Origin of the sequence: Mycobacterium scrofulaceum (assembly GCF_002086735.1) — a bacterium.
Classification (GTDB): Bacteria; Actinomycetota; Actinomycetes; order Mycobacteriales; family Mycobacteriaceae; genus Mycobacterium; species Mycobacterium scrofulaceum.
In genome coordinates this window covers 1-4,456 of the sequence record NZ_MVIJ01000110.1, presented here as the reverse complement: position 1 = coordinate 4,456, position 4,456 = coordinate 1, and the positions used below count along the sequence as shown (strand labels likewise).

Annotated in this window: 3 protein-coding genes; all 3 read left to right on the top strand. The window is 66.9% G+C overall.

Annotated features, from left to right (window positions below):
• Positions 1-134: 134 nt before the first annotated feature.
• From BST44_RS28750 to BST44_RS28740, 3 genes are read left to right on the top strand one after another with little or no spacing between them, the layout of a single operon-like run.
• Complete coding sequence (locus tag BST44_RS28750; RefSeq protein WP_033710464.1) at positions 135-1,307, top strand: tyrosine-type recombinase/integrase; 1,173 nt, start codon at positions 135-137, stop codon at positions 1,305-1,307.
• 11 nt (positions 1,308-1,318) lie between these two features.
• Complete coding sequence (locus BST44_RS29960) at positions 1,319-3,796, top strand: tyrosine-type recombinase/integrase (protein ID WP_224189089.1); 2,478 nt, start codon at positions 1,319-1,321, stop codon at positions 3,794-3,796.
• Positions 3,793-4,344: a DUF6262 family protein gene (locus BST44_RS28740; protein ID WP_080711234.1), complete on the top strand. Its 552-nt coding sequence runs from the start codon at positions 3,793-3,795 to the stop codon at positions 4,342-4,344. The genes BST44_RS29960 and BST44_RS28740 overlap by 4 nt, the downstream gene beginning before the upstream one ends.
• Positions 4,345-4,456: the final 112 nt, after the last annotated feature.

The window sequence follows — 4,456 nt, the reverse complement described above, 5'->3', positions numbered from 1 at the left end:
TTTTCTGGGGTTAGCTGCCCTGTTGTGTGACGTTGCGTAAACCGGCGACACGGCCCGGTTCTGCAACAGATCTCCCGGGGTGTGGTGCTCGTGGCTGGTAGTGGTAAAGCTGCCTGCTGCGAGAGGAGATCAGGGTGCGGGCGTTTCTGGTGAGGTTGCCGTCCGGGGCGAGGTACTGGACGGTGCTGGATGAGGATTTGGCGGTGGTGGCCGAAGCGGATGCGTTCTTGCGGCATGTCCGATTCGGCCGTGACGGTTCGGAGTTGACCACAAGGTCATATGCGGGCGCCATCGCATTGTTTCTGCGCTGGTGTGTTCGCACCGGCCGGCATTGGCATGACGGGGTGGCGGCGCTGGGGCTGTTCATCACCTGGCTGCGTCACGCGGGGCCGCAGTCCAGCGGTGTCGAGGTCGTGGCGGGTGGGCAGGTGCTGGCTGGTCCGGGCGTTGAGCCGGTGCGTGGGGCGCGGCGGATCAACGGTGTGCTGACCGCGGTGCGGGGCTTCGTCGCTCACGCGGTGGCATCCGGTCAGGCGCCTGGCGAGCTGATGCCGTTGATCTATGAGCTGGCCGACGAGCGTGACCTGCCCGCGCAGGCCCGCGGTGAGGAACATCGGATGGCCTGGCGGATGCGGGCGCGGCATCGGTTGCACGAGCCAGAGGCGATGGTGGACCGGGCCAGCGATGCCGAGATCGTGGCGCTGCTGCGGGCCTGCCAGTCGGCGCGGGACAGGCTGATCGTGCTGTTGATGGCCAGGGCCGGGCTGCGGCGCGGCGAGTTGTGTGGCCTACGGCGCTCGGACGTTCACCTGTTGGCCGACTCACGTCTGCTGGGCTGTGAAATCCCGCGAGCGCACCTGCATGTGGTGCGGCGGGAGAATCCGAACGGCGCGTGGGCCAAATCGCGTCGCCAACGCGTGGTGCCGCTGGATTTTCTGGCGGTTCAGCTGTTCGATGTCTACGAGTTCGAGCGGTTTGCGGTGCCGCGGGCGGCTGAGTCGGATTTGTTGTTGGTCAACCTGTTTCGCGAGCCGATCGGCGCACCGATGCGCCCGGATACGATTAATGAATTGATCACCGCCTGCGCGCGGCGGGCCAGAATCGAGCATATGACGCCGCATCGGCTGCGGCATGCGTTCGGCAGTAACCTTGCCGACGCCGGTGCCGGTCTGGACGAGATCGCCGCCCTGCTGGGGCATGCGGCGATGAGTTCGTCGCAGGTCTATCTGCATCCCGACCCGGCCCGGTTGCGTGAGGCCGTCGACCGGGTCCGCAGTCCCCGCGAGCTTGCCGGGACGGACGGGTGAGCGCCGTGACGATGCCGACGGCTGCGATCGTCGCCGGCAGAGTGCACGTGTTCGCCGATCCAGCAGGAATCGACCGGCACGCTGCGTCGATCACCGTGGTGATCGATCCCGCGTTCCTCGCCGAAGCCGGCTGGGACGCGGCGCGAAAGGTGCTGTCGTTCGCACCGGAGCATCCGCTGCTGGGACGCCCGGTCTGCCGCGCGTCGGGCTGTTTGACATCCGCGCCGGCAGCGACGCGGATCTGCGCCTCGTGCCGGCGTCGGCTTGCCGAACACGGGCTCGGTGACGACGAGATCGCCTCGCTTCCGCCGCGGGGTCGCGAACGAATGGGGCGCGGGCCGGATGCTTGTGTCGTCGACGGTTGTCGACGCGAGTGGGAATCGGCGAGTTCCGGGCTGTGTCACGCCCACGCAGAACAGCTGCGCGCCTTGCCGGTTGCCGATGTCGACGAGTTCCGTGCTCACCGGCAAACCAGGCCGCTTCCGCCGTGTCCGCCGTGCGCGGTGGCCGCCTGCACTCGCCAGCGGCGCCATCCCGACGGTCTGTACTGTGAGGCGCACCAGCAGCGGCTGCGCACCGTCCGCGCACGTGACCCACATTTAGATGAAATCGTCTGGCGGGCAACCGAACCAGCGATCGGTCGCGGCGGCGAGGTTAGTCTGCGGGGCCTGACGCCGCTGGTGGTCGCTGAATTGCTGGTGGGCTTGCAGCAGCGCTGCCGGATCAACGCGGTCAAGACCGACGAGGCCGTGCTGCGCGCGTTCTGTAACGACTTGCTGGGCCAGCAGGTGGGGTCGATCGCCGACTATGTCATCGGTGACGGCCGGGGCCTGGAGTTCACCGGGCTGGTCAACTGCCTGATCGGTCATGCTCGGCGCGCCTTGTCGAGCCCGGAAACCGAAGTCGCCCAGGACGAATGGGACCTGGCGGTGTTTGGGCATCACGGCACGGTGTCGTTTACCGGCATCAGCCAGTCCTGGCTGCGGGAGGCCGCCAAGCGGTGGGCCGCCGATGACCTGCCGAAACGACGTGTCCGAGCCGGGCGGCGCACCAGCGCCGGCCTGGCCGTGCGCCACTACATCGGCTGCCTGGTGCGGTTGTCAGAGTCGCTGCGCATGCGCGAGGACCGCGGCGAACACCCAGCGGCGTTGGGACGCACCGATATGGAGGCGTTCCTGCACCGGCTGGCCTACCTTGAATCGGTCGGTCAGATCAGTGGCGATGCCCGGATCCGGGCCTGCCGCGAGGTTCGTGCCGTGCTCACCCGCATCCGGGCGATGGGGCTGACGCGGCCCGGCGGCATCGCCGCCGGGCTGGGCGAGGACTTTGTGATTGGGCAGGCGGACGTGCCTGTCGAACCCGAACCGGGCGAACCCAACCGGGACCTGCCGCCGGAAATCATGAAGCAGTTATGCGAACACCTGGATGAACTGACCTCATCAGAGATGCGCACCGCGGTCGAGTTGGCCATCGACACCGGCCGCCGTCCCGAAGAGATCTGCGAGCTGGACTTCGACTGCCTGACCCGAGACGACGACGGACAGCCCGTGCTGATCTACGACAACCATAAGGCCAACCGGCTCGCACGACGCCTGCCGATCAGCGAGCAGACCGCCGCCGTAATACTCGCCCAGCAGCAACAAGTCCGGAACCGCTACCCAAACACTCCGATCGGCGAGCTCAAGCTGCTGCCCACCGACCGGCGCAACCCCGGCGGACGCCGCGCGATCACCGGCTTTTCTCTCGCGTTCGCCCACCGCACCTGGGTCGACCGACTGCCGGTGCTGCGCAACGCCGATGGTGTCGAATATGACAAGAGCAAGGTGGTGCTCTACGCCTACCGGCACAGTTACGCCCAACGCCACGCTGACGCCGGCGTCCCCATCGAGGTGTTGCGTGAGCTGATGTCGCACCGCAAACTCGACACCACCAGCTGCTACTACCGCATCGGCGAAACCCGCCGCCGTGAAGCCGTCGATCGCGTCACCGCGATGCAGTTCGACCGGCATGGCAACCGCATCTGGCGGCAAGCCCAAGCATTGTTGGACTCCGAACACGCCCGTCGCGCCGTCGGCGAGGTCGCGGTTCCATTCGGTGTCTGCGCCGAACCGTCCAACGTCAAGGCCGGCGGCGGTGCCTGTCCGTTCCGGTTCCGCTGCGCTGGATGCGACCACTTCCGCACCGACGTCTCCTATCTGCCCGACCTGCGCGCCTACCTCGACGACCTGCTGCGCACCCGGGAACGCCTGCTCGCCACCACCGACCTCGATGACTGGGCCCGCGTCGAGGCGATGCCCTCCGAGGAGGAAATCCGCCGCATCCGCCGCCTGATCGACCAGATCAGAAACGGGCTCGGCGAACTCGAACCCGAACAGCGACAACAACTTCAACAAGCCGTCACCGTCGTGCGCCGACACCGCAGCGTCATGCTCGGCATGCCTCGCACCCGCCAAATCCTGCCCGACCTGCGCCCAGAGAGAACCCCATGACCACCAACACCACCCATGCCCTCGACGCGATGATCGACGGACGACGAGCCGACTCCACCAGACGCCGCCAACGCGTCCTTTCCGCCCTCGAGGTCGCCATCAAAGACGGCGCAGAACTCAGCGCCACCAGCATCGCTCAACGCGCCGGAGTCGACCGCACCTTCCTATACCGCCACCGCGACCTGCTCGAACGCATCCACGCCGCTGCAACCCAGCCACCAGACAAATCCGAGATCGGTCACCAGGTCACCCGTGCCTCACTGCAGGCCGACTTGCTCGCCGCCCAGCACCGCTGCACCCGCATGGCCGCACGCACCCAACAACTCGAGATCCGTCTGTCTGAACTGCTCGGCGAACAAGCATGGCGCGCAAGCGGACTCGGCGCGCCAACCGACATCGAGCAACTTCAGCAACGCATCGTCACGCTCGAACAACAAATCGTCGAGCTACGGCTGCAACTCGAAGAACGCGACCAAGACCTCACCGCCGCCCGCGCCGCCAACCGCGAACTTATGGCCCAGCTCAACCTCTCCCAGCCGACCGGCTGACAAATGAGTCCTTGCACCACACCTGTTGCGCACCATATTCTTCAGCAGCCAGCCGCGCGAACTGCGGAAACACCGGGACACTACCGCGACTCAGGCCGCGAGCCCAAGAGAA

Excerpts from the sequence above, each read along its gene's own strand:
- BST44_RS29960 (WP_224189089.1), top strand. The coding sequence starts at position 1,319 with ATGCCGACGGCTGCGATCGTCGCCGGCAGAGTGCACGTGTTCGCCGAT.
- BST44_RS28740 (WP_080711234.1), top strand. The coding sequence starts at position 3,793 with ATGACCACCAACACCACCCATGCCCTCGACGCGATGATCGACGGACGA.